Here is a 22,678-nt window from a genome sequence, read left to right on the forward strand (position 1 = left end):
GACCCGGCTACCTCCGCAGGGTCAGACCGACCAGCGGACCTCGCTCGGCCGCGACTCGTTCCACAGGCGGTCGAGCGCGGTGACGACGTAGGTGTACTTCTTGCCGCGCAGCGCGGTCTCGTCGAGGTAGTCCTGCAGGACCCGCGCCTCGGCGCGCTGCGTCGCGACGAGGTGTGCGGGGTTCTCGACGTCGACCTTCTTGACCCATCCGTCGACGCGGTAGATCGCGAACGACGTCGCCGGGAAGCGGCGTCCGCCGGCGTCGGTCCAGTGGACGCGGACGCCGTCGTCGCGCCACCCGGCCCACGCGAGGACCGGGGTGCGCAGCGGCTGCGCGGGCAGCTTCGGGGAGGCCGGCACGAGCGCCGGGTGCCGGTAGTGGTCCTCGAGCACACGGCTCATGGACCCCTGTGGGTCGGCGGGGACGTGCTTGGCCGAGAAGTAGACGTTGCCGAGCACGGGCCCGACCTCGGCGTCGACCTGCTGGCTGAACGTCAGGTGGTTCGACATCTCGGCGGGGTCGGTGAAGACGCCCGACGTGACCTTGTAGAGCGCCTCGCCGACGAAGAGCTGAGTGCCGGACTGGGCCGCGACCTCTGCCCACCACGGCACGAGCTTCGAGTAGTCCGCGACGGCGAGCCCGATCTGCCAGTAGATCTGCGGGTTGATGTAGTCGAGCCACCCCTCGGTGACCCACTTGCGCGTGTCGGCGAACTGCATGTCGTAGGACTGCGAGCCGTTGGTCGCCGAGCCACGCGGGTCGGTCGAGGCGTTGCGCCAGATCCCGAACGGGCTGATCCCGAACTTGACCCACGGCTTGACCTGCTTGATGCGCTGCGAGATGGACTGCACGAACGTGTCGACGTTGTGGCGGCGCCACTCCTCGACCGTCGCGAAGCCCGCGCCGTGCGTCGCGTAGGTGTGCGCGTCGGGGATGGTCTGGCCCGCGACCGCGTAGGGGTAGAAGTAGTCGTCGAAGTGCACGCCGTCGAGGTCGTAGTTCTCGACCGAGTGCAGGATCGCGCGCTGGATGTGCTCCTGCGCCTCGGGCAGGCCGGGATCGAAGTAGAGCTTGCCGCCGTAGGCCCACACCCACTCGGGGTGCTGGCGGGCCGGGTGCTCGGGCACGAGCTGGGCGGGGTCGGCCTGCATCGAGACGCGGTACGGGTTGTACCAGGCGTGGATCTCGATGTTGCGCTTGTGCGACTCCTCGACGACGAATGCGAGCGGGTCGTAGCCGGGGTCCTTGCCCTGGGTACCCGTGAGGTACTGCGACCACGGCTCGTAGGGGCTGGGCCAGAACGCGTCGGCCGTGGGCCTGACCTGCACGAACACGGCGTTGAGCCGGTACTGCTCGGCCACGTCGAGCCAGTGCAGGTACTCGGCCTTCTGCTGCTCGGCGCTCAGCCCGGCGGCCGAGGGCCAGTCGATGTTGACGACGCTCGAGATCCACATGGCGCGCAGCTCACGCTTGCGGGGCACGGGGCCCGACGGCGTCGCTCCCGTCGCCGGGGCGGGTGCGGTCGCGGCCGCGGCGGGGGAGAAGGAGCCGATCGTCACGCTCAGCGTGCTGGCCGCGATGCCCGCGGTCGCGAGGGTGAGGAAGCCGCGGCGGCCGAGGCCTGGGGTCTCGGGCGAGGGGGTAGTGGGAACGGGGGCGACCGCGGTGGGGTCGCTCGGGTGGTGCGTCATGTCCATGCCTCCGTTGGTACGGGTCCGATGCATGGAAGAGAATTTCACAGTTCTGATCAATTGTGAAGGAATCTGCCGCCGCCACCTCTGGCCGATTCCCCGCGGACGAGAACGGGGTTGAGGTCGTCATCCGGCGGATGGCGACCTCAACCTCGTTCTCGAGGCCCGGCTCGCCGGAGTGTCGCCCTCTATGGATTCGTGACAAGAGTATGTTCCTCGACATGGCATCCAAACCGCTCCAGGAACCGGCGTTCCTCATCCTGTCGGCGCTCGCGGCCGGCCCGCTGCACGGCTACGGCATCGCCAAGGACGTCGAGGTCAGCTCGGGCGGCCGCATCACGCTGCGCGTCGGGACGCTCTACGGTGCGATCGACCGGCTCGCCGCCGCAGGGCTCGTCGAGGTCGACCACGAGGAGGTCGTCGACTCGCGCCTGCGCCGGTACTACCGGCTCACCGCGGACGGCGGGGAGCGGTTGGAGGCCGAGGCGCGCCGGGCCGAGGCCCAGGCCCGCCGTGCCCTGGAACGGCTGGGCGCCCGCGGCGAGCCCCGCGCGAGCGCGCCTGGACGCGCGAGGGGTGCGGCGCCGTCGGGCCGGGGTGCTGGGCCGGTGCCCGCGTGAGCGCCGCCGGTCCCGCGAGCGGAGTCCACGCCGACGAGGCGTTGCCCGTCGCGCCCGTGCTCGTCCGCGACTACCGCCGGCTGGTACGTCTCTTCCCGTACTCGTACCGGCGTGAGCACGAGGCCGAGATGCTCGGCCATCTCCTCGACGGTGCCCGTCCTGAGCAGTCGCGTCCGTCGGGGGCCGAGCGCCGCGACCTGGTGCTGGCCGCTGTGCGCGAGTGGCTGCTTGCGCCGCTGGGATCGACCGCTCGGGAGCGGCGTGCCGCGACAGGCCTGCTGTTCGTGCTGCTCCCTGCGGTCCTGGTGGTGCCCGCGGCGAGGTCCGTGGCCTACGCCTCGTGGCTCGCCGGCAGCGAGCTCGGCCCGCCCGTCCTGTCGAGCGTGCCGATGCTCGGGACATGGGTGGTGTGGGGTGCCGGTGCTGTCGCGCTGCTCGCCGGACCGGCTCGTACGGGGCGCCTCCTGATCGCGGCTGCGGCCGCTGTCGGGACGGTGACGCTCGCCGTGCTCGTCGCGACGGGGGACGAGCGCACCGCGTACTTCGAGAGCGGATGGGTGATCGGGCTGGCCGCGCACGCACTGGTCGTCCTGGAGCACGACCGTTGTCGACTCTCGGGGCCCGGACGGCGCCGTGTGGTCGGGGCGCTCGGCACCGCGCTCGCGGCCCTCGGCGCGTACGTCGCGGCGGTGCACGGCGTCCGGGGAGGGGCATCGTGGTGGGCCCCCGCGGGAGGCCACCTCGTGTCCGTCGGGGCGGCTGCCGTGCCGATCGTCGCCGCCCTGGGCGTCATGCTGCTCTGGGCACGGACCCGGCAAGGTGCCCCGGTCCTGCTGGGGGTCGTCGTCGGTATCGCCCTGGGGCGGTCGGACCTCTTCTGGTCGGGGAACAGGACCGTCGGGACGGAGGACCTCGGCAACGTCCTGGCGCTGCTCGCGTGTGCCCTCGCTGCGACGATCGCCGCTCGCTGGTGCGTGAACCGTCTCGACGAGCTCGCCGAGGCGCGCGCCGCGCACCGTGAGCGGCTCGGCGCGCCGACCTGACCGGGGCCCTGCGGACGAGAACGGGGTTGAGGTCGTCATCCGGCGGATGGCGACCTCAACCCCGTTCTCGGCGGGCTCAGGAGAACCTGGGTCAGTCCAGGTAGTCGCCCACCAGCTGCTCCGCGATGCCGGTGTACGTGCCCGGGGTGAGGTCGGTGAGGCGTCGCGTGACGTCGTCGGGCAGGCCGAGGCCCTGGACGAACTCCCGCATCTCCTCACCCGTGAGCCGGTGCCCGCGCGTGAGGTCCTTGAGGCGCTCGTACGGGTTCTCCATGCCGGGGACGCCCGCGACCGAGGCCGCGCGCATGGCCGACTGGATGGGCTCGCCGAGCACCTCCCAGTTGGCGTCGAGGTCCGCGGCGAGCAGGTCCGCGTTGACCGCGAGCGCGCGCAGACCGCGCGAGACGTTGTCCACCGCGAGCAGCGAGTGGCCGAACGCCGGGCCGATGTTGCGCTGCGTCGTCGAGTCCGTGAGGTCGCGCTGCAGGCGCGAGGTCACGAGCGTCGAGGCGAGCGTGTCGAGCAGCGCGCAGGAGATCTCGAGGTTCGCCTCGGCGTTCTCGAAGCGGATCGGGTTGACCTTGTGCGGCATGGTCGAGGACCCCGTCGCGCCCGGCACCGGGATCTGCTTGAAGAAGCCGAGCGAGATGTACGTCCACACGTCGGTGCTGAGGTTGTGGAGGACGCGGTTGAAGCGGGCCATGTCGCTGTAGAGCTCGGCCTGCCAGTCGTGCGACTCGATCTGCGTCGTCAGCGGGTTCCACGTGAGGCCCAGGCTCTCGACGAAGGACCTCGAGACCGCGGGCCAGTCGACGCCGGGGACGGCGACCGTGTGCGCCCCGTAGGTGCCCGTCGCGCCGTTGAGCTTGCCGAGGTACTCGGCGCCCTCGACGCGGCGCAGCTGTCGGCGCAGGCGGTGCGCGAGCACGGCAAGTTCCTTGCCGAGCGTCGACGGCGTCGCGGGCTGGCCGTGGGTGCGGCTCAGCAGCGGGACGGCCGCGTGCTCGCGGGCCATCTCGGCGAGCTGGTCCGCGAGGGCCGTCGCGGCGGGCAGCCACACGCCGCGCACCGCGCCCTGCACCATGAGCGCGTACGACAGGTTGTTGATGTCCTCGCTCGTGCACGCGAAGTGCACCAGCTCGCCCGCCGACGGCAGGACCGTGCCCTCGCCCAGCACACCAGGAGCGGCCTCGAGGCGACGCTTGATGTAGTACTCGATCGCCTTGACGTCGTGCACCGTGACGCGCTCGATCTCGCCCAGCTCGGCGATGCCCGCGGCGTCGAAGTCCGTGACGATCGCGCGCAGGTACGCCTTCTCGGCGTCGCTCAGCGCGGGCGCGCCCGGGACCACGGGGCCCTCGGTGAGGGCGATGAGCCACTCGACCTCGACGTGGAGGCGCTCGCGGTTCAGCGCGGCCTCGCTCAGGTGGTCGACCAGGGGCGCGACGGCGCCGCGGTAGCGGCCGTCGAGCGGGCCCAGGGCGATGGGCGGGGTGATGTCGGCGAGCGTGGCGCGCGGGGGCGTGGTCACGGCGGGCGCGGCGGAGTCGGCGGAGTCCGTAGGCATGGCGCCATTCTCCCACGGGCGCCCGACGGCGGAGCGGGCGTCTCGCGGTCGTCCTGCGCCGGGCGTGCGTCGCTGCCGAGCAGACCGGGCCGTGCACAGGCCCGGCATGCGGAGCTCCTGCCCACAGGAGTGAGGGTCGGCCCAGCGGGCGCCGGGGAGCGTCCCTACGGTCGTGCGCATGTCGACCATCTTCTCCCTCCCCGGCGTCACGTCCGGCTGGTCCCCTGCCCTCGACGTGGTCGATCCACGCCCCGAGCTGCGCCGCGCCGCCGACCTCGCCGCGGAGGCGATCGCGATCGTCCGCCGGACCGCGGACGTCGCGTGGGAGGGGCAGGCGTCGGACGGGTACCGAGACCTCGTCGTCGACGCGGTCCACGAGCTGTACCGGACGGACCTCGCCGCCGACCGGGCCGTGGGGGCCGCGGCGTGCTACGTCAGGACGGTCGAGGCAGCCAACGCCGAGGCGAGCCGGCGATGAGCAGGGCACCGGACCCGACCGCGGGGATCGTCGTCTCCGGAGGAACGACCAGGGTCGAGACGGCCGACCTGGTCGCGGCCGCTGCCACCGTCCTCGAGGCCGCCCTGCACGTCGAGGCGGCCGTCGACGAGAGCCGGCGTGCGTACGGGCTCGTCAGCGGGCCCGTGGACGGCCCGTCGTCGTCGGTGCGGTGGGTCGGCGGGACCGCGGCGTGCTACAGCACGCTCGGTCCCGGGGCCTCGTCGGCGTGGGTGCCCGTCCCGCCCGAGGTCGTCGCCGCCCGCTCCGCGCTGCTCGACGAGACCGTGGCCTACACCGACGCGCTGATCCGGGCGCGGGAGGTGCTCCTGGGGCTGTTCGACCGGCTCCGGAAGGCCGCCGGGATCTACGAGGAGGGCGAGTCGGGCGCGGAGCGCTTCCTCTCGTGGCTCGCGGGCATCCCCGGGACCGGGGTCGGGCTGACGGTGGGAGCAGGGCTCGCGAACGTCGCGGTGTGGGCGGCCGCGGGGCGCGGCGTCCGCTGGGACCGGTTCGTCAGCGGATCCGGGGCGTATCACGACGAGGCCGTCCGTGACCTGGGCACCGTCCTCACGGTCCTGAGTCCTGTGCCGGACCTCGAGGGGCGCTCGGACGTGGGAGAGGCCGCGGGCATGCTGCGTGGTGTGTCCGACTCCTACCGGCGGAACTTCGCCCCGGAGGTCGTCACGACCGAGCTGACGGACGACACCCTGCCCGACGGTTTCAGCAAGCCCGCCGCGCGCAGCGCGGAGGATCTCCTGTCCGGGATCGACGTGGTCTACGGCAAGGGCAACGACCTCCCGGACTCGGTCGTCTCGGTCGAGAAGTACGTCGGCGACGACCACCGGGCGACGTGGGTGGTGACGGTGCCCGGGACGCAGCTCGGCAGGCTGACGACACCGTTCAGCATGACGTCGAACTTCGACCTGGTGCAGGGGGAGCCCGCTGACAGCACCGCGCACGTCCTCGACGCGATGCGCCAGGCGGAGATCCCCGAGGGGGAGGAGGTCGTCCTCGTGGGCCACTCGCAGGGCGGCATGGTCGCGATGGCCGTCGCGGCGGCAGCGACCGGTGCGAGGGGGGCTGCGGGCTCGGCAGGAGCCGTGCCCCGCTACGACGTCCGTCAGGTCTTGACGGCCGGGGCGCCGGTCGGGCTGGCGGCCTTGCCCTCAGGCGTCCGCGCCACGCACGTCGAGAACGAGCAGGAGGTGATCTCGCAGTTCGACGGCACCGACAACCCGGTCGGTCCGCACCAGGTCACGGTCCGCGCGGACCTCGACGCCCCGGGGGCGCCCAGGAGAGAGAGCCGCATCCCGCACGGCGTGCCGCATCACGTCGACGTCCTGAGCCGAGCCCGGGGGATCGGCCACCCAGGTCTCATGGACAACCTCGACGCGCTCGAGAAGGCCGTCTCGGGTGACCGCGTCGAGGCGCGCTACTTCCGTGGGGCGCTCGACCCGCTGCCGGTCGCGCCGCCATGACCCCGGGGGGAGTGGGAGGGGTCCCGGTCCAGGTCGAGGCGGGCGACGAGACGCTCCTGCGCCGCGGTCTCGACGGCGCGCGGACGGTAGCCGGCGCGCACCCACGCCACGGCGTCGTTGGCGGGCACCCCTGCCCACCGTGCGAGGAGCGCGATCGCTGTGCCCGTGCGCCCGGTGCCGCCGTCGCACGCGATCTCGACGCGGGACAGGGCCGAGCGTTCGTACACGTCGCGGAGCGCCTCGACCGCGTCCGACGTCGAACGGGGCAGGCCGAAGTCTGGCCAGGAGACCCACCGGGACTCCCAGGCCTCCGCGTGCGGGCGTGCCGTGAGGTAGAGCCCGACCTCAGGGAGCTCGGTGTCGTCGGGAGGCCCGGCGGCCAGGCCACGGCCGCGGACGCGGCGTCCGTCGGGCAGGACGACGAGTCCGGCCGTGGTGCTGCTCCAGAGGCTCATGGTCGCCCGTGGTCGAGGTCGGGCCCGGCAGGTTCAGTCCCGCGACTTGGGTGCGACCACCGCGGAGATGAGGAAGTTCAGGACGCCGATGATGAGCGCGGCGAGCAGCGCCCACCAGAACCCGCCCTCGATCCGGATGCCCCAGTTGGTCTGCTCGGTGATCCACGCCGTGAGCATCAGCATGAGGGCGTTCACGACGAGCGTGAACAGGCCCAGCGTGAGGATGTAGAGCGGGATCGAGATGATCTGCACGATCGGCTTGATGATTGCGTTGACCAGCGAGTAGATGAGGGCCACGGCGAGGACGATCACGATCTGGCCGCCGACGGAGTCGGAGCCGACGATCGAGAAGTGGTCGTCGATGAACAGGCTCGTGAGCCAGATCGCGATGCCGGTGACGATGACGCGGATGACGAAGCTCATGCGTGCCATCCTGCCACCGGCCGCCGGGAGTCGGCGTCCACACACGCGGTCTCGCGCCCGAAGCCCGCACCCGGCTCACGAGGTGAGCGACGCCGTCGGGCAGCGGGGGACGGTGGCATCCTGGAGGGCGTGACCAGCCCAGCGCCCTCCGTGCCCACGCCCCCCGCCGCAGGCGTCCCCCTCCGTGCGGCCGTCGCCGCGCTGCCTGCCTACGTGCCGGGCGCGCGGCTCGCCCCCGGGTCGAGCGCGTTCAAGCTGTCGTCCAACGAGAACCCGTACCCGCCGCCCGCCGCGGTCGTCGCGGCGATCGTCGACGCGGCCGCGGACACCAACCGCTACCCGGACATGTACGCGACGGACCTGACCGAGGCGCTCGCGACCGACCTGGGCGTGGACGCGGCGCAGGTCGTCGTGGGCAACGGCTCGGTGGCCGTGCTCGCGCACATCCTCTCGGCCGTCGTGGACGCGGGCGACGAGGTCGTCTACCCGTGGCGCTCGTTCGAGGCGTACCCGATCGCGGTCGCGGTCGCGGGCGGCACCTCGGTGCGCGTCCCGGTGACCCGGGACGGTCGGCTCGACCTGCCCGCGATGGCCGCGGCGATCAGCGACCGCACGCGCGTCGTCCTGGTCTGCACGCCCAACAACCCGACGGGCCCCGTGGTGCACGCGGGCGAGCTCGACGCGTTCCTCGCGGCGGTCCCGTCCGACGTCCTGGTGGTCCTCGACGAGGCCTACCTGGAGTTCGTGCGCGACCCGCAGGCGCCCGACGGCCTCGCGGTCCTCGCGGCGCACCCCAACGTGGTCCTGCTGCGCACGCTGTCCAAGGCGTACGGCCTGGCCGGGCTGCGCGTCGGCTACGCGGTCGCCGAGCCCGCGCTGGCGGCGGGCGTCCGCGCGGTCTCTACGCCGTTCGGTGTCTCGCACGTGGCCCAGCGAGCGGCGCTCGCGGCCCTGTCGGTCAAGGACGAGCTGCTCGAGCGCGTCGAGCACCTGGTCTCGCGGCGCGAGCGCCTGGTCGAGGGGCTGCGGGACCAGGGCTGGGACCTGCCGGAGACGCAGGCGAACTTCGTGTGGTTCCCGCTCGGTGGCCCGACGGCGGAGCTCGCCGCGGGTGCGTCGGCCGCGGGTCTCCTGGTGCGCCCGTTCGCGGGCGAGGGCATCCGGGTGAGCGTGGGCGAGGAGGAGGCGACCGAGGCGTTCCTGAGGGTCGCGGCAAGCTGGAGGTAGCGGCACCGGTACCTGTTGCCGGAGGGGTCCACCGGGAGAAGACTCCCGGTATGGACACTCCCTCGTACGACCAGCTCCAGGACGACTACGGCTGGCTCTTCGGCACGGCCGCGCTGATCGTCTGGGCGGCCGTCGCGATCATCTTCCTGATCGCCTACATCCAGATCATCCGCAAGGCCGGCTACTCGGGGTGGTGGGTCCTCGTGGGGATCGTGCCGCTGCTGAACGTCGTGATGTTCCTGGTGTTCGCGTTCTCGACGTGGCCGGTCGTCCGGGAGCGGGACGCCCTCCGCGCGAGGGCGGGGTACACCGGCCAGTATCCGCAGGGCTGACCCCCGAGTCTCGTCGTGCGGACAGGCACCGACGTACGGGGCGAGGGGCCTGGGGGAGGCGGGGCACCCCGGGCTTCTGAGGGGTAGCGCCAACCGTTCTGCCCGTGACGCCCTGGTTCGCGGCGTGACGTGGACGTCGGGTTGGAGGGAACCTCCAAAGACGAGCGGGGAAGGTTTGTCCTCCAATGGCGGAGGAGGCTACGGGCTCGTAGCCTACGCTTGCGTAAGCTACGGTGTCGTAGGTTCGGTCGGGAACGGCCGAGGACCGCCCCCGAGCGACCCGGGCTCACGCCTCGGGCCGCACCGAAGGAGAACGCGTGAACCAGCAGCACACGGCCCCCGCGGCCGACCTCGCAGCCGAGCCTGCCGGCGGTCCCCTGGCGGCCTCGACGGACTCCGGCACGACGGACACCGGGGCGACGCTCCCCGTCGACGCTGACCTCCTCCAGCTCCTGACCCCGACCGGCGTGCGGGTCGAGACCCCGGAGAACGCGGCCTATCGCGAGCGCGTCGCCCACCTGGACGCCGACGCCCTGCGCGGCCTGTACCGCGACATGGTCCTGACCCGCCGCTTCGACGACGAGTCGACCTCGCTGCAGCGTCAGGGCGAGCTCGGACTCTTCCCGCAGGCGCTCGGCCAGGAGGCCGCGCAGATCGGCTCGGGCCGGGCGCTCGCCCCGCAGGACTACGTCTTCCCGTCCTACCGCGAGCACGGGGTCGCGTACACGCGCGGCGTCGACGTCGCGGACATCCTGCGCCAGTTCCGCGGCATCGACCACGGCGGCTGGGACCCGGACGAGCACAACTTCCACCTCTACACGCTCGTGATCGGCTCGCACACGCTGCACGCGACGGGCTACGCGATGGGCGTCCAGCGCGACGGGCTCGTCGGCACGGGCGACGCGACCAAGGACACCGCGGTCGTGACGTACTTCGGCGACGGCGCCACGTCCCAGGGCGACGTGAGCGAGGCCCTCGTCTTCGCCGCGGTCAACGAGTCCCCGGTCGTGTTCTTCTGCCAGAACAACCAGTGGGCCATCTCCGAGCCGACGACCAAGCAGTCGCGCGTGCCGATCCACCAGCGCGCCCACGGCTTCGGCATCCCGAGCCTGCGGGTCGACGGCAACGACGTCCTGGCGTGCTACGCCGCGACGGCCGAGGCCCTCGAGCGCGCGCACTCGGGCGGGGGCCCCACGTTCATCGAGGCCTACACGTACCGCATGGGTGCCCACACGACCTCGGACGACCCCACGCGCTACCGCACCTCCGAGCAGGAGGAGCTGTGGCGCCGTCGGGACCCCATCGACCGTCTGCGCCTCCTCCTGGAGGCCGAGGGCGCCTGGGACGAGCAGTGGGCCGCGGACCTCGAGGCCGAGGGTGACGCGCTCGGCGAGCGCCTGCGGACGTTCGTCCGCGGCCTGGGCCGCCCGTCGACCGAGTCGATGTTCGAGCACGTGTACGCGACCGAGCACGCGGTCGTCACGGCCGAGCGCCGGTGGTTCGAGGAGTACGAGGCGTCCTTCACGGACGAGGGAGCCTCGAGGACGCACGACCAGCACGGAGGAGCACGATGAGCGCGCCGACCACCACCGCACCGGCCACGGCGACCGGCACGGCCCGCCTCACGCTGGGCAAGGCCATCAACGAGGGCATGCGCGCCTCGCTCGCGGGCGACCCCAAGGTCCTGCTCATGGGCGAGGACATCGGCAGGCTCGGCGGCGTCTTCCGCGTGACCGACGGGCTCCAGGCGAGCTTCGGCGAGGACCGCGTGGTCGACACCCCGCTCGCCGAGTCCGGCATCGTCGGGACCGCGATCGGCCTCGCGCTGCGCGGCTACCGGCCCGTGTGCGAGATCCAGTTCGACGGCTTCATCTTCCCGGCCTACGACCAGATCACGACGCAGCTCGCCAAGATGCACTACCGCTCGCGCGGGCGTCTCAACCTTCCCGTGGTGATCCGCGTGCCGTTCGGCGGCGGTATCGGCGCGGTCGAGCACCACAGCGAGAGCCCCGAGGCGCTGTTCGCGCACACCCCCGGGCTGCGCGTCGTCTCGCCGTCGACGCCGCAGGACGCGTACACGATGATCCGCGAGGCCATCGCGTCCCCGGACCCCGTGCTGTTCTTCGAGCCCAAGGGACGTTACTGGGACAAGGGCGACGTCGTGCTCGACGGCCCCGTGGGCGACTCGACGCTCAACTCCGCGGTCGTGGTGCGCGAGGGCACGGACCTGACGCTCGTCGCGTACGGCCCCACGGTCCCGACCGCGCTCAAGGCCGCGGTCGCGGCCGCCGCCGAGGGCACGAGCATCGAGGTCGTCGACCTGCGCAACATCTCGCCGCTCGACACCGCGACGGTCGTCGCGTCGGTCCGCAGGACCGGGCGCTGCGTCGTGGTGCACGAGGCCGCCACGTTCCTCGGCTCGGGCGCCGAGATCGCCGCACGCGTGACCGAGGAGTGCTTCTACGAGCTCGAGTCCCCCGTGCTGCGCGTGGGCGGCTTCCACACGCCGTACCCGGTCGCGAAGCTCGAGCACGAGTACCTGCCGAGCCTCGACCGGGTCCTGGACGCGGTCGACCGCGCCATGGCGTTCTAGCCTCGGCCCGCTCGGCCCGCTCGGCCCGTCGCACCACCCCCTGACCACAGCAGCACGACCACCCGAGGAGCAGGCAGTGCCCACCTTCGAGCAGTTCAAGCTCCCTGACGCCGGCGAAGGACTCACCGAGGCGGAGATCGTGCAGTGGCACGTCGCCGTCGGTGACGAGGTCACGGTCAACCAGACGATCGTGGAGATCGAGACGGCCAAGTCGCTCGTCGAGCTCCCGTCCCCCTACACGGGCGTCGTCACCGAGCTGCTCGTCGCCGAGGGCGACACGGTCGAGGTCGGCGTGCCGATCATCGTGGTCGACACGGACCCGACGGGCGAGCCGTCGGCGTCCGCTCCCGCCGCCCCTGCGGCCGAGGCACCTGCTGCCGAGGGTGGCGGCGCCGTGCTCGTCGGCTACGGCGTCGCCGAGCAGGCGAGCGCGCGTCGCCCGCGCCGGGCCGCCGCTGCGTCCGCCGGCCCGACGGCGGAGCGCCCCGCTCCCGTCGCCGCGCCTCCCGCTCGGGCGACCCCGGCACCCGCCGTCGAGCCTGCGCGACCGGCGCCGTCGGGCCCCATCCGTGCCCTGGTCTCCGCCGCGACCGCCGGCCGGACCGTCCTCGCCAAGCCCCCCGTGCGCAAGCTCGCGCGCGACCTGGGCGTCGAGCTCGCGTCCGTGCCCGCGACCGGCCCCGGCGGGATCATCACGCGCGAGGACGTCCTCGCCTACAACGCACGCTCCGAGCCGCGCACGCTCGCCACCTACGCGGGCGACGACTCGCCCTGGCTCAACGACGCAGGTACGGGCTCGTCCGTGACCCCCGACGGACGCCAGACGCGCGTACCCGTGAAGTCCGTCCGCAAGCGCACGGCCGAGGCCATGGTCCAGAGCGCTTTCACGGCCCCGCACGTGACCGAGTTCCACACGGTCGACGTCACCAAGACCATGAAGCTCGTCGCGAAGCTCCGTGAGGACCGCGAGTTCAAGGACGTCCGCGTCACGCCCCTGCTCATCACGGCCCGCGCGCTGCTGCTCGCGGTGCGCCGCCACCCCGACATCAACGCGAGCTGGGACGAGGCCGCGCAGGAGATCGTCTACAAGCACTACGTGAACCTGGGGATCGCGGCCGCGACGCCGCGCGGGCTCGTCGTGCCCAACATCAAGGACGCGCACCGCCTCGACCTCAAGGGCCTCGCGCAGGGGCTCGCCGACCTCACGGCCACGGCCCGGGCCGGCCGCACGTCGCCCGCCGACATGTCGGACGGGACCATCACGATCACCAACGTGGGCGTGTTCGGGATCGACACCGGCACCCCGATCCTCAACCCGGGCGAGGCCGCGATCCTCGCGTTCGGCGCGATCCGCGAGCAGCCCTGGGTCCACAAGGGCAAGATCAAGAAGCGCTGGGTCACGCAGCTCGCGCTGAGCTTCGACCACCGCCTGGTCGACGGCGCGCTCGGTGCGTACGTCCTCGCCGACGTCGCGAAGATCCTCGAGGACCCGGCCCAGGCGCTCGTCTGGGGCTGACGGCTCCGCGGACCACCGGGAGGGAGCGCGCAGGGCGACCTGCGCGCTCCCTCTCCTCGTGCCCCCGGTGAGCGAGCAGGCCGGGCACCGGACGGCAGCGCTCGAGCACTACCGCCGGGCCGCCGCGCACGCCACGAGCACCCCGGAACAGCGGCACCTCGCCGCCCAGGTGGCGGGTCCGGCGCAGTCCTGACGTCCGGTCCAGGTCGGGCACCTCGCGGTTCACCGGGACGAATCCCTACCGGTTGCCCGGTCTCCCGCTTGACCAGAGACTGTCAGGACTCGACGAGGAAGGGCGTGCCCGATGACGAACACCCGCTCCCCCGAAGGCTTGACCTCGCGTCGACGGCTGGTCGCCTCGACGTCGGTCCTCGCCCTGACGGCCGCCCTGACCCTCGGGGCCGCGGCGGTCGGGCCGTTCGTCGCGCCGGCCGCCGCCGACCAGCTCCCGACGTGCCCCGACGAGGACAACGACGGGACCGTGGGGCCGCCCCTCTTCACCGACAACGCCGTCTCGGTGTACGTCGGCGGGGACTTCACGGCGAACGAGAACGCGGCCGAGAGCGAGGGGCTGCTCGTCGTCCACGGGGACGCGAGCTTCGAGCGGAACGGGATCTTCAACGTCGGGATCGTAGGGGCCGGCTCGGGCGCGGCGCCCACGCCCGGCTCGACCATGCTGGCCGTGGGCGGGAACCTGACGATCGGTCCCTCGTCGACGGTCGACGTCGGCGCGGGGGCCACGGGCGGTGGCGCCGTGCACACCGGGGGAGACATCGAGGACGAGTCACGGCTCGTGACGAACGGCGCGGGGGCCATCGAGAACATGGGGCAGGGGCCGGCGCTGGCCCCGTACGACCCTGACGTCTTCCCCGGGGAGATGGTCACGGTCTCGGGTGAGCTGGCCGCGCTCTCGGTGAACGGGGCGACCGCGGCGTCGGGCGGCACGGTGATCTTCACCGCGGGCCCCGACGACCCGTCGCACTCCGGGCTCCAGGTCTTCGCGATCGACGCCGCGAGCCTGAACGGGGCGACCGCCCTCCAGTTCAACGGCATCCCGGACGGCGACTCGATCGTGGTCAACGTGACCGGCGGACCCGTGACCTTCTCGCCGCAGGACTTCACGGCCGACGGCGTGCGGGTCGACGCGTTCGGCTTCCCCGGCTTCAGTGCCTTCGCGTCGAGCCTGATGTGGAACTTCACGGGGGACACCGACGTGTCGATCGGGCAGAACGGCCAGTTCATGGGGTCGATCATGGGCCCTGGTATCAACCTCACGGCGACGACCAGCACCAACGGCCGCATCCTCGTCGGAGGCGACTACACGATGGGTGGCGCGGGTACCGAGCACCACAACTACCCCTGGAACTACGCGTTCCCGTGCGACGACGACGTCCCGCCCCTCCCGACCGAGGTCGGGTCGGTGACCGTGACCAAGTCCGTGGCCCCGGGATCCGGGCTGACGAACCTCGTCTTCACGGGGTCGGCGCGCTGCACCCTCGAGGACGGGTCGGTCTTCATCACCGGCTGGTCGGTCAAGGCCGACGAGGTCACGGTCTTCGGCAACCTCCCGGTGGGCGTGACGTGCGAGATCCTCGAGGACCTCGACGGCATCTACGAGGAGGTCGACGGGGTGCTCGTCCCCGTGGACGTGGGGGACAGGCAGTGGGCCGACCCGGTGTTCACGATCGACGGCGAGGCGACCGACACGTTCACGATCGAGACGGTCGGCCAGAACATCACGATCGGCCTGGTCAACACCCTGCTCGGTACGGTCGACCTGACGAAGGCCGTGTCCGGACCCGAGGGTGGGTACGTCGGTGACCGGACGTTCGACGTCGACTGGCAGTGCTCGGCCGGGGCCTTCGTGGGCGGCGTCGCCGTCGCGCCGGTCGTGACGTCCGGGACCGTGAGCCTTGCGGCAGGCGCGACGGTCCGCCCCGACGTCGGCGGTGACGAGGCGTGGTTCCCGGTCGGGACCACGTGCACCTTCACGGAGGCGCCGCTCGCCGAGGAGCCGGGGGACTTCGCCGCAGACACCTACGAGTGGACAGGCTCCGACGTCGACCCCACGGACGTCGTGATCGGCACGGGTGAGACGGGGATCGTCGCGGTCACCGTGACCAACACGTTCCGCAGCACCGTGGGCGGGTTCGAGATCGCGAAGGCGCTCGACGGCGGCGCCGCCGCCCAGGTGCCTGCGGACACCGTGTTCACCGTGCGCTACTCCTACGCGCTCAACGGCACGACCGTCAGCCAGGACGTCCAGGTGCCCGCGGACGGGACCCCCGTGGCCGGGCCGCAGGACCTGCCCGAGGGCACGGTCGTCACGTTCGAGGAGATCGCGCTGCCGGGGGTCCCCGGGATCACCTGGGGGACGCCGACCATCACGGTCGACGGTCAGGCCACGAACCGGCTCGTGGTGGGCGGTGGCTCCTCGGCCGAGGTCGTCGTGACCAACGCGGCCGACGCCGTGCCGACCCCCACGCCGACGCCGACGCCGTCCGTCCCGACGGCCCCCGACGGCGACCTCGCCACGACGGGCGCGGACATCGCGATGATCGCGGGACTGTCGGTGCTGTTCGTCGCGGTCGGCCTCGCGGCGGTCGGCGCCCGCCGACGCTGGACGTCGGGCACGAAGTAGCTCGTGCGGCCGCGCCGGCCCGCTGAGGAGGCGCGGGCCGAGGGCGAACGAGGAGGGGGGGGGGGGGGGGGGCCGCGGCCCCCCCCCCCCCCCGCCCGGCCCCCCCCCGGGGGGCCCCGCCCCCCCACCCCCTCCTCCTGTCGGCCGACCGGGTCCTGCCCGGCCCCGACGACGTCGACGGTCAGTGACGCGCGGCGCTCCAGCGGTCCTGCGTGTCCGACGGCAGGCCGTCGTCATAGGACCAGCCCGCAGGCCTGCGCGTCGGGTCGAACCAGACGTGGCCGCCGCGGGTCCAGCGGCGGCGGTAGGCGATGATGCGCTCGGGGGTCGTGTCGTCGATCCCGCTCTCCGCGCCGCAGCAGTCGCAGATCGTGTGGGTGGGGCCGTCGAGCGTCCAGCCCGCCTCGTCGAGGTACCAGGCGCACACCCGGCACAGGGCCGCGCTGTGGTCGACGTCCCGGGGTGCGGGCGCGTTCGTCAGACGGACGAGCGCGGCGAGCGCGCGCAGCGGGTTGACCGCTCCGGATGCAGCGGTGCTCTGTCGCGGCATGCGTGGATCCTTTTCTCGAATCTCAACCCCTGGACGTGGGTCCGGCGGTGCGCCCCGTCGTGCAGCGGTCGGAGCGCGCCCAGCCCGGCCGCCGTCGAAGGGACTGGCGCGAGTCTAAACCGGCTTCGTGAGACTCGGGCAGGATGAAACGCCGCACCGCCCGGAAATCACCTGACGGTTTGGTCACTGCGCTCCTCGCGGACGGTGCAGGAGCGGCTCACAGCCCGGCCGGCCGCGGTGTGCGCAAACCCTTACGGACGGGAAACGGGCACCGTGCCCGGCAGAAACACGCGCTTCCTACGGTCACGGGTACCGGTCGGGCGTCACTCGCCGACCCCGCCGGCCCCGGTCCCGCCCAGGTCTCACCCAGGTCCCACCAGGAGGCGCCATGCCCGTCCCCGCAGGTCCCACCCCGCAGGTCACGACCACCACCCTCGCGCCGTCGTCGGGGTCGACGCAGGCCCCGGAGCCCGGAGCGGCCCCGTCCCGACGCCGCGGGCGCTGGATCGAGCACTGGGACCCCGAGGACCCCACGTTCTGGCGCGACGGCGGCCACCAGGTCGCTACCCGCAACCTGTGGATCTCGGTGTTCGCCGAGTTCCTCGGGTTCGCGGTGTGGGCCCTGTGGTCGATCGTCGTGCCGCAGCTCGGCGCGGCCGGCTTCACCTTCACCGTGGACCAGCAGTTCTGGCTCATCGCCGTCCCCAGCCTCGTGGGCGCTACCCTGCGCATCCCGTACACGTTCGCGGTCCCGTTGTTCGGGGGACGCAACTGGACGATCGTGTCCGCGCTGCTGCTCCTGGTGCCCACGGTCTCGCTCGCGGTCGTGGTGCAGGACCCGGAGACGCCGTTCGGCGTGATGCTGCTCGTCGCGGCGCTCGCCGGGGTCGGGGGCGGCAACTTCGCGTCCTCCATGGCCAACATCTCGTTCTTCTACCCCGAGAAGGAGAAGGGCAAGGCGCTCGGGCTCAACGCCGCGGGCGGCAACCTCGGGACGGCCGCGGTCCAGCTCGCGGTGCCGCTCGTGATCGTGACGGGGGCGGGCATCGCCCTGGAGCGGGCGGGGCTCATGATGATCCCGTTCGTGCTGCTCGCGGCGTTCCTCGCGTGGCGCTTCATGGACAACCTGTCGCACGCCAGGGCGGACGTGCGGTCGTTCGCCGCGGCGGCCCGCAACCGGCACACGTGGATCATCTCGTTCCTCTACATCGGGACGTTCGGGTCGTTCATCGGCTACTCGGGCGCGTTCCCGACGCTGCTCAAGAACCAGTTCCCCGAGGTCACGCTCTCGATCGCGTTCCTCGGTGCGCTCGTCGGCTCGGTGTCCCGACCGCTCGGCGGGATCGTCGCCGACAGGGTCGGCGGTGCGCGCGTGACGATCGCGGCGTTCGCCGTCATGGCCGTCGGCGCGTTCGGCGCGATCCAGGCGCTCGGGTCGCACTCGTTCGGGCCGTTCTTCGGCTCGTTCCTGCTGCTGTTCGTCGCGACGGGCATCGGAAACGGCGCGACCTACCGCATGATCCCCGCGGTCTTCGCGGCGTCGGGGGAGGCGGCCGCGAAGGGACTGCCCGACGACGAGCGCGCCGCCCACCGCCTCCGGGTGCGCAAGGCGGCCGCGGGGTGCATCGGGATCGCAGGGGCCGTGGGGGCGTTCGGCGGGTTCCTCATCCCGCGCGGCTTCGCGGTCTCGAACGACCTCGCGGGGTCGCTCGTCCCGGCGCTGTGGATCTTCATCGGCGTGTACGCCGTCATGGCTGTCGTGACGTGGGCCGTCTACCAGCGCCGAGGTGCGTCGCTGGCCGCGGCGGGGGTCTGAGCATGGAGCCCGTCGCCCGGCCGGCCCACGCCCCGGGGGACGCTGTCCGCACCGGGCGAGCGGCGCCGTCGGGCCGGGACACGCACTGCCCCTACTGCGCGCTGCAGTGCGGCATGACGCTCACGCCCGCGCAGGACCGGGTGCCCGACGACGGAGCCTCGCCCCCCGTGGTCGTCGCACCGCGCGAGTTCCCCACCAACAAGGGCGGGCTGTGCCAGAAGGGCTGGACCAGCGCGAGCCTGCTCACGGCGAGCGACCGGCTCACGGTCCCGCTGGTGCGCGACCGCACGGTCGACGCCGGGGGCGTCGTGACGCGCGGCGAGCTGCGGCCCGCGACGTGGGACGAGGCGCTCGGCCGGGTCGCCGCCTCGATCACGGCGATCCAGGCCGAGTCGGGGCGCGACGCGGTCGCGGTCTTCGGCGGTGGGGGACTCACCAACGAGAAGGCGTACGCGCTGGGCAAGCTCGCGCGGACCGTGCTGCGCACCGCGAACATCGACTACAACGGGCGCTTCTGCATGGCGAGCGCGGCCGCAGGGGCGAACCGGGCGTTCGGTGCGGACCGCGGCCTGCCGTTCCCGCTCGCCGACCTCGCGGGGGCCGGCGCCGTGCTGCTGCTCGGCTCGAACCTCGCCGAGACCATGCCGCCCTCGGTCCAGCACCTCGCGGGCGTGCGCGAGCGCGGCGGCCTCGTGGTCGTGGACCCACGACGCTCGGCGACCGCCGCGCTCACGGGACCGCGCGAGGGTCCGCCCCAGGGCGTCCACCTGCAGCCCGTACCGGGTACCGACCTCGTGGTGCTGCTCGCGCTCCTGCACGTCGTGTGGGCCGAGGGCCTCGCCGACGACGAGTACCTCGCGGCGCGGGCGTCCGGTGTCGAGGACGCGCGGCGAGCGGTCGCGGCCTGGTGGCCCGAGCGGGCCGAGACCGTGTGCGGCGTCCCGGCCGACGACCTCCGCCGGGTCGCTCGGCTCCTCGCCGCGGCCTCGCCCGCGCGCGGCGGGCGCGGGGCGTACGTCCTCACGGGCCGGGGCGTCGAGCAGTCGACCCAGGGGACCGCGACCGTCACTGCGGCGATCAACCTCGCGCTCGCGCTGGGCCTGCCCGGCCGGACCGGGTCCGGGTACGGCGCGATCACCGGGCAGGGCAACGGGCAGGGCGGGCGCGAGCACGGGCAGAAGGCCGACCAGCTCCCCGGCTACCGCAAGATCGACGACCCCGCCGCGCGCGCCCACGTCGCCGCGGTGTGGGGCGTCGACCCGGCCTCGCTGCCCGGGCAGGGGAGGCCGGCCGTCGAGCTGCTGCGCTCGCTCGGGACGCCGGGCGGACCGCGGGCGCTGCTCGTGCACGGCTCGAACGTGCTGGTCAGCGCCCCGGACGCGACGCGCGTCGCGGAGCGGCTCGACGCCCTCGACCTGCTCGTGGTGTGCGACCTGGTGCCGTCCGAGACCGCGCTGCGCGCCGACGTCGTGCTGCCCGTGACGCAGTGGGCCGAGGAGGAGGGGACCATGACGTCGCTCGAGGGGCGCGTGATCCGCCGACGGCAGGCCGTGACGCCGCCGGCAGACGTGCGGTCCGAGCTGTGGGTCTTCGCGGAGCTCGCGCGCAGGCTGGGCTCGACCGTGCCCTTCCCCCTCGACCCGGCCGAGGTCTTCGACGAGCTCGCGCGGGCCTCGGCGGGCGGCGTCGCGGACTACTCGGGGCTCAGCCACGCCCGGCTCGACGCCGACGAGGCCGCGGGCGGGCCGGGGCTGTACTGGCCGGTGCCGTCGACGAGGCCCGGGGGAGAGGCGCACCCCGGCACCCCGCGACTGTTCCTCGACCGCTTCCACACCCCTGACGGGCGCGCGCGCATGGTCGCGGTCGACCACGTCGGCCCCAGCGACGACCTGCGGCCCGACGCCCCGGTCTACCTCGTGACGGGCCGCGTCCTGCAGCACTACCAGTCGGGCGCGCAGACGCGCCGCGTCGCCGACCTCGACCGGATCGTGCCCGGTCCGTTCGTCGAGATGCACCCGATCCTCGGGTTCCGTCTGGGCATCCGCGACGGCGACCCGGTGCGGCTCACGTCGGCCCGGGGCGACGTCCGGGCCCCCGCGCGGTGGAGCGACGACATCCGCGCCGACACGGTGTTCATGCCCTTCCACTGGAGCGGTGCCGGGAGCGTCAACCGCATCACGACCGACGCGACCGACCCGGTCTCCGGGATGCCCGAGTTCAAGGTCTGCGCGGTCGCGGTCGAGCCGGACACGGGCGTCGACGCGGGCCCGTTCGTCGACAGGATGTCTGAGCGCTCCGAGGAGGTGGTCGCATGACCGACGCCATGTTCCGGGTCGTCGTCGTGGGCGACGGCATGGTCGGGTCGCGGTTCGTGGCCGACCTGCTCGCGAGCGTCGGACCGGGTCGGGATTGCCGCGCCCGGGCCGTGCACGTCACCGTGCTCGGCGACGAGGGATACGAGCCGTACAACCGTGTGCTGCTGAGCGAGGTCGTCGCGGGCCGGGCCGACATCGGTGCGCTGACCCTGCCCTCGGCCGACGACGAGCGCGTCGAGGTCCACCGCGGTGCGCCCGCGATCGCGATCGACCGCGCCTCGCGCACCGTGCTCACGAGCGACGGGGCCTTCCCGTACGACGCCGTGGTGCTCGCGACCGGCTCGGCCGCGCGCATCCCGGACCTCCCGGGCCTGCGTGCGGGGCCCGGTGGGTCGCTGCCCGCCGGGGTGCACGCCCTGCGCACGCTCGACGACGCGCGCGAGATCGTCGCCGCGACCGCCAACGCCCGCCGCGCCGTCGTGATCGGTGCGGGGGTCCTGGGGCTCGAGGTCGCGTGCGGCCTGGCCCGGCGCGGCCTCGCGGTGACCGTGGTGCACGGTGGCGCGAGCCCCATGGACCGTCAGCTCGGCCCGGACGCGGGCCTCGCAGCCCTGCGTACGCTCGCCGGGCTCGGGATCACGGTGCGGACCGGGACGCGCACGCGCGAGGTCGTGGTGCGGGGCGTCGGCGACGGGGGTGCGGTGGTCTCGGGCCTCGTCCTCGTGGCCGACGGCGGACGCGCGCCCGGCGCGCCCGGGGCGGGCGGCACGGGAGGGCCACCTGCCGCGGACCCGACCGGCCCGGCCGACGAGATCCCGGCCGACCTGCTCGTGCTCGCGTGCGGGACGGTGCCCGAGGCGACCCTCGCCCGGACCGCCGGCCTGACGGTGGACCGGGGCGTCGTCGTCGGGCAGGGGCTGGCGAGCCCCGACGACCCCGACGTGTACGCGATCGGTGACTGCGCGCAGCCGCCCGAGGGCGGGACGGGGCTGATCGCTCAGGGGTGGGAGCAGTCGCGGCGGCTCGCGGCGCGGCTCGCCCTCCGGGTGTCCCTGGCGGGACCTGGGGACGCGCCGGGGCGTCCTGCGCACGACCCCGAGGGGCCGAGGACGCGCCCCCGTGTCCGGTTCGTCGACGAGGACCGGCCCAGCATGGCGCTGCGGATCGCGCTCGGCGTGGAGCGGAGCGCGTGGGGTCCGCCGGGTCGCGGCCCTCGCGAGATGAGGCCAACGGGGGTCCACGGCTCCCAGGAACCCCAGGTGGCCGCAGCTCGGGACGCCCCTCGCGGCGGTGGGGCGCGGTCGTCGGCCGGAGAGGGTCCGGCTGGAGAGTTGCCACCCGCGCCACCCACCGACGTCGTGCGGCTCAAGGCCGCGGGCCTCGACGTCGTCGCGATGGGAGTCTGCGGCTCGCGGCGTCCCCACGACCCCACCCACCGCACGCTCCGCCTCACCGACCCCGACGCGGGACGCCACGTCGAGGTCGTCGTCGCGGGCGGGTTCCTCGTCGGGGCGACCGTCGTCGGCGCCGCGCAGGTCGGCGCCGACCTCGCCGCGACCTACACGCGGCGGGTCCCCGTGCCCGCGGACCCGGCCCACCTCCTGCTGCGACCCGTCGCGCAGGCCGCGGCCCCGGCGTCGGACCCCACGCGCATGCCCGACCGGACCACGGTGTGCAGCTGCAACGGCGTGAGCAAGGGCGACATCGTCGCGAGCTGGCGCGAGGGGGCGCGCAGCACCACGGACATCGCCCGTGCGACGCGCGCGACGACCGGCTGCGGCGGGTGCAAGGACGTCGTGTGCGGGCTCGCCGACTGGTTGCGGCGAGCGGACCCGGAGCAGGAGGGCCCCGCGCCCGCGCATCCCACGGCCCCCGAACCCGCCGGCGCCCCCCGCTGACAGGGCTCCCGGG

Annotated in this window: 19 protein-coding genes; 14 read left to right on the top strand and 5 right to left on the bottom strand. The window is 73.5% G+C overall.

What is annotated here, in order from left to right; all coding sequences use genetic code 11:
- Positions 1–21: 21 nt before the first annotated feature.
- Entirely contained in the window at positions 22–1,698 is a 1,677-nt protein-coding gene (locus tag WFH32_RS08730; protein ID WP_336706963.1) for a glycoside hydrolase family 10 protein, read from the bottom strand.
- Between the two features lie 215 nt (positions 1,699–1,913).
- On the opposite strand from WFH32_RS08730, the gene WFH32_RS08735 reads away from it, so the two are divergent.
- Positions 1,914–2,312, top strand: a complete 399-nt coding sequence (locus tag WFH32_RS08735; protein ID WP_191797583.1) for a PadR family transcriptional regulator — start codon at positions 1,914–1,916, stop codon at positions 2,310–2,312.
- Positions 2,309–3,355, top strand: a complete 1,047-nt coding sequence (locus WFH32_RS08740; RefSeq protein WP_336706964.1) for a hypothetical protein — start codon at positions 2,309–2,311, stop codon at positions 3,353–3,355. Before WFH32_RS08735 ends, WFH32_RS08740 begins: the two co-directional genes overlap by 4 nt.
- 91 nt (positions 3,356–3,446) lie before the next feature.
- Here the strand turns inward: WFH32_RS08740 and purB are convergent, their stop codons facing one another.
- Positions 3,447–4,922, bottom strand: coding sequence for an adenylosuccinate lyase (purB, locus tag WFH32_RS08745; RefSeq protein WP_191797587.1), 1,476 nt, complete (start codon positions 4,920–4,922; stop codon positions 3,447–3,449).
- 178 nt (positions 4,923–5,100) lie between these two features.
- On the opposite strand from purB, the gene WFH32_RS08750 reads away from it, so the two are divergent.
- A complete protein-coding gene (locus WFH32_RS08750) occupies positions 5,101–5,400 on the top strand; it encodes a hypothetical protein (RefSeq protein WP_336706965.1) in 300 nt (99 codons plus the stop codon).
- On the top strand, positions 5,397–6,899 hold the full coding sequence (locus WFH32_RS08755; RefSeq protein WP_336706966.1) for a hypothetical protein: 1,503 nt from the start codon (positions 5,397–5,399) through the stop codon (positions 6,897–6,899). The genes WFH32_RS08750 and WFH32_RS08755 overlap by 4 nt, the downstream gene beginning before the upstream one ends.
- Here WFH32_RS08755 and WFH32_RS08760 read toward each other — a convergent pair.
- The gene (locus WFH32_RS08760; RefSeq protein WP_336706967.1) at positions 6,854–7,354 is read right to left on the bottom strand and encodes a protein-tyrosine phosphatase family protein; all 501 of its coding nucleotides are present in this window, start codon (positions 7,352–7,354) and stop codon (positions 6,854–6,856) included. The two genes, WFH32_RS08755 and WFH32_RS08760, sit on opposite strands and share 46 nt — an antisense overlap.
- A 33-nt stretch (positions 7,355–7,387) precedes the next feature.
- Entirely contained in the window at positions 7,388–7,777 is a 390-nt protein-coding gene (locus tag WFH32_RS08765) for a phage holin family protein (RefSeq protein ID WP_336706968.1), read from the bottom strand.
- A gap of 129 nt (positions 7,778–7,906) precedes the next feature.
- Between WFH32_RS08765 and hisC the strand changes: the two genes are divergently transcribed.
- From hisC to WFH32_RS08800, 7 genes are all read left to right on the top strand, one after another.
- The gene (gene hisC / locus WFH32_RS08770) at positions 7,907–9,004 is read left to right on the top strand and encodes a histidinol-phosphate transaminase (RefSeq protein ID WP_336706969.1); all 1,098 of its coding nucleotides are present in this window, start codon (positions 7,907–7,909) and stop codon (positions 9,002–9,004) included.
- 50 nt (positions 9,005–9,054) lie between these two features.
- On the top strand, positions 9,055–9,336 hold the full coding sequence (locus WFH32_RS08775; protein ID WP_225228235.1) for a hypothetical protein: 282 nt from the start codon (positions 9,055–9,057) through the stop codon (positions 9,334–9,336).
- 377 nt (positions 9,337–9,713) lie between these two features.
- The gene (pdhA, locus tag WFH32_RS08780; RefSeq protein WP_404822030.1) at positions 9,714–10,910 is read left to right on the top strand and encodes a pyruvate dehydrogenase (acetyl-transferring) E1 component subunit alpha; all 1,197 of its coding nucleotides are present in this window, start codon (positions 9,714–9,716) and stop codon (positions 10,908–10,910) included.
- Positions 10,907–11,929, top strand: a complete 1,023-nt coding sequence (locus WFH32_RS08785) for an alpha-ketoacid dehydrogenase subunit beta (protein WP_336706970.1) — start codon at positions 10,907–10,909, stop codon at positions 11,927–11,929. The genes pdhA and WFH32_RS08785 overlap by 4 nt, the downstream gene beginning before the upstream one ends.
- 76 nt (positions 11,930–12,005) lie before the next feature.
- Positions 12,006–13,445 (top strand): dihydrolipoamide acetyltransferase family protein, encoded by a 1,440-nt coding sequence (locus tag WFH32_RS08790; RefSeq protein ID WP_336706971.1) that lies wholly within the window; start codon positions 12,006–12,008, stop codon positions 13,443–13,445.
- Between the two features lie 67 nt (positions 13,446–13,512).
- Positions 13,513–13,638: a hypothetical protein gene (locus WFH32_RS08795; protein ID WP_336706972.1), complete on the top strand. Its 126-nt coding sequence runs from the start codon at positions 13,513–13,515 to the stop codon at positions 13,636–13,638.
- Positions 13,639–13,749: 111 nt separating this feature from the next.
- Entirely contained in the window at positions 13,750–16,086 is a 2,337-nt protein-coding gene (locus WFH32_RS08800) for a choice-of-anchor A family protein (protein WP_336706974.1), read from the top strand.
- A gap of 181 nt (positions 16,087–16,267) precedes the next feature.
- Here WFH32_RS08800 and WFH32_RS08805 read toward each other — a convergent pair whose 3' ends face one another.
- Entirely contained in the window at positions 16,268–16,636 is a 369-nt protein-coding gene (locus tag WFH32_RS08805; protein WP_138822313.1) for a hypothetical protein, read from the bottom strand.
- A gap of 388 nt (positions 16,637–17,024) precedes the next feature.
- On the opposite strand from WFH32_RS08805, the gene WFH32_RS08810 reads away from it, so the two are divergent.
- From WFH32_RS08810 to WFH32_RS08820, 3 genes are read left to right on the top strand one after another with little or no spacing between them, the layout of a single operon-like run.
- Complete coding sequence (locus WFH32_RS08810) at positions 17,025–18,452, top strand: MFS transporter (RefSeq protein ID WP_336706975.1); 1,428 nt, start codon at positions 17,025–17,027, stop codon at positions 18,450–18,452.
- A gap of 2 nt (positions 18,453–18,454) precedes the next feature.
- A complete protein-coding gene (locus WFH32_RS08815) occupies positions 18,455–20,767 on the top strand; it encodes a molybdopterin oxidoreductase family protein (protein WP_336706977.1) in 2,313 nt (770 codons plus the stop codon).
- Positions 20,764–22,665, top strand: coding sequence for an FAD-dependent oxidoreductase (locus WFH32_RS08820; protein ID WP_336706978.1), 1,902 nt, complete (start codon positions 20,764–20,766; stop codon positions 22,663–22,665). The genes WFH32_RS08815 and WFH32_RS08820 overlap by 4 nt, the downstream gene beginning before the upstream one ends.
- Positions 22,666–22,678 lie beyond the last annotated feature (13 nt).

Origin of the sequence: Oerskovia sp. USHLN155 (genome assembly GCF_037145535.1) — a bacterium.
Classification (GTDB): domain Bacteria; phylum Actinomycetota; class Actinomycetes; order Actinomycetales; family Cellulomonadaceae; genus Oerskovia; species Oerskovia rustica.

Coding starts and splice junctions, on each gene's coding strand:
- WFH32_RS08730 (WP_336706963.1), bottom strand. CDS start 1,698: ATGGACATGACGCACCACCCGAGCGACCCCACCGCGGTCGCCCCCGTT.
- WFH32_RS08735 (WP_191797583.1), top strand. CDS start 1,914: ATGGCATCCAAACCGCTCCAGGAACCGGCGTTCCTCATCCTGTCGGCG.
- purB (WP_191797587.1), bottom strand. CDS start 4,922: ATGCCTACGGACTCCGCCGACTCCGCCGCGCCCGCCGTGACCACGCCC.
- WFH32_RS08750 (WP_336706965.1), top strand. CDS start 5,101: ATGTCGACCATCTTCTCCCTCCCCGGCGTCACGTCCGGCTGGTCCCCT.
- WFH32_RS08755 (WP_336706966.1), top strand. CDS start 5,397: ATGAGCAGGGCACCGGACCCGACCGCGGGGATCGTCGTCTCCGGAGGA.
- WFH32_RS08760 (WP_336706967.1), bottom strand. CDS start 7,354: ATGAGCCTCTGGAGCAGCACCACGGCCGGACTCGTCGTCCTGCCCGAC.
- WFH32_RS08765 (WP_336706968.1), bottom strand. CDS start 7,777: ATGAGCTTCGTCATCCGCGTCATCGTCACCGGCATCGCGATCTGGCTC.
- WFH32_RS08775 (WP_225228235.1), top strand. CDS start 9,055: ATGGACACTCCCTCGTACGACCAGCTCCAGGACGACTACGGCTGGCTC.
- WFH32_RS08785 (WP_336706970.1), top strand. CDS start 10,907: ATGAGCGCGCCGACCACCACCGCACCGGCCACGGCGACCGGCACGGCC.
- WFH32_RS08800 (WP_336706974.1), top strand. CDS start 13,750: ATGACGAACACCCGCTCCCCCGAAGGCTTGACCTCGCGTCGACGGCTG.
- WFH32_RS08805 (WP_138822313.1), bottom strand. CDS start 16,636: ATGCCGCGACAGAGCACCGCTGCATCCGGAGCGGTCAACCCGCTGCGC.
- WFH32_RS08810 (WP_336706975.1), top strand. CDS start 17,025: ATGCCCGTCCCCGCAGGTCCCACCCCGCAGGTCACGACCACCACCCTC.
- WFH32_RS08815 (WP_336706977.1), top strand. CDS start 18,455: ATGGAGCCCGTCGCCCGGCCGGCCCACGCCCCGGGGGACGCTGTCCGC.
- WFH32_RS08820 (WP_336706978.1), top strand. CDS start 20,764: ATGACCGACGCCATGTTCCGGGTCGTCGTCGTGGGCGACGGCATGGTC.